Source organism: Endozoicomonas sp. SESOKO2 (assembly GCF_024606245.1).
Classification (GTDB): Bacteria; Pseudomonadota; Gammaproteobacteria; order Pseudomonadales; family Endozoicomonadaceae; genus Endozoicomonas_A.
This window is the reverse complement of record NZ_JAHHPQ010000012.1, coordinates 1-1,243: the sequence shown is the minus strand read 5'-3', so window position 1 is coordinate 1,243 and position 1,243 is coordinate 1. Positions and strand designations below refer to the sequence as shown.

At 52.1% G+C, this 1,243-nt stretch carries 2 protein-coding genes; both read right to left on the bottom strand.

Features of this window, described 5'->3' with window-relative positions:
• On the bottom strand, positions 1 to 854 hold an 854-nt coding region (locus tag KDK17_RS00370; RefSeq protein ID WP_257287087.1), incomplete at its 3' end, for a hemin ABC transporter substrate-binding protein.
• Positions 851 to 1,243 (bottom strand): biopolymer transporter ExbD (locus tag KDK17_RS00365; RefSeq protein WP_257287086.1); only part of this gene is annotated, 393 nt, incomplete at its 5' end. The genes KDK17_RS00370 and KDK17_RS00365, both read right to left, overlap by 4 nt.

Here is a 1,243-nt window from a genome sequence, read left to right as displayed (position 1 = left end):
GTTTCGCCGGTTCTTGGACCCAGACCACCCAGCAGTAACCGACCGTCTACGGGAATGACACGGGCATTTTTACCCGCAGGTGTCTGTTTCAAAACAGGCTGGCTGTCCAGCAACTGTTCCATCGTGAATCCGCGGCCACGATCCGAATAGATAATCACATCAGGGGCAAGGGTCAACAGCGATTCATTGGACAGAGGTTTATAACTGTTGAACTGAGCTTCTGCAGGATTAAAGCCACCGGCCAGCTTGATCAGGGCATTGGCCTCGGTACCGGCACCGGAAACGGATGGGTTTCTGCCTTCCATAGCGAGCAAGAACAGGACTCTGGGCTTATCTTTGCCGTCAGCTATTTCTCTAGCGGCTTTCAGGTCGCTGTCAATAGCGCGCCAGAGGGCTTTCCCTTCCTTCTCTTTGTCCAGCAGTGTAGCTAATGAACGGATTCGCTGATGGATACTTTCAGCCGAGTATTTGGTGGCATAGGATTCTACTTCCAGACCTGCCATTTCCAGCTGAGTGAGGGTAGTTTCTGGCCCCATGTCGTCTGTACCAATCAGCATGTCAGGCTGCAGTGCCAGAATACCTTCGGCAGAGAGCTGCTTGTGATAGCCGAGCTTGGGCAGTTTGTTAACCTGCGGAGGATAGTTACTGGTCAGGTCAACAGCCACCAGCTGATCGCCAGCACCCAAAGCATAAATGATTTCAGTAATGCCACTGCCGGCAGAAATAATGCGCTTCTCGTCTGCTGAACCGTTGTTCTGAGTGTTGATCACTACTGCCGTTGTGGAGAAAGACAGTGGCAGCAGGGCAGCCATTGCCAGAGGGACCAGAAGTTTCTTTACAATTGTTTTGTTCATGGACTCTTCTCCTCCATAAGAACTTGTGCGGCAGTAATTTCGTGCTCACTCAAAAACATCATTAACTCAACCAGGTTGCCCAAAGGCGCTTCCTGATCGCCTGCGATCAGGACCATGGTATCAGGTGCTTTCCTGACCCGAGCCAGCAGCGCCTGACTAAACACTTCAAAGCTGTCGTATTTATGATCTTCCAGTGCCCAGGGCTGGCCTTTTGCCAGAATACTGACGGTGAGTGTTTTGGGCTCTTCGGTAAGAGCGGCTTCTTCACGGCTGGCCTCAGGCAGGTTCACCGGCAGACTCAGGGTTTGCACGTTGGCTGTGAACAGAAGGAAAACCATGACGATAAAAACAACATCGAGCAGCGGTGTCAGGTCCGCCGCGGGGAAAGA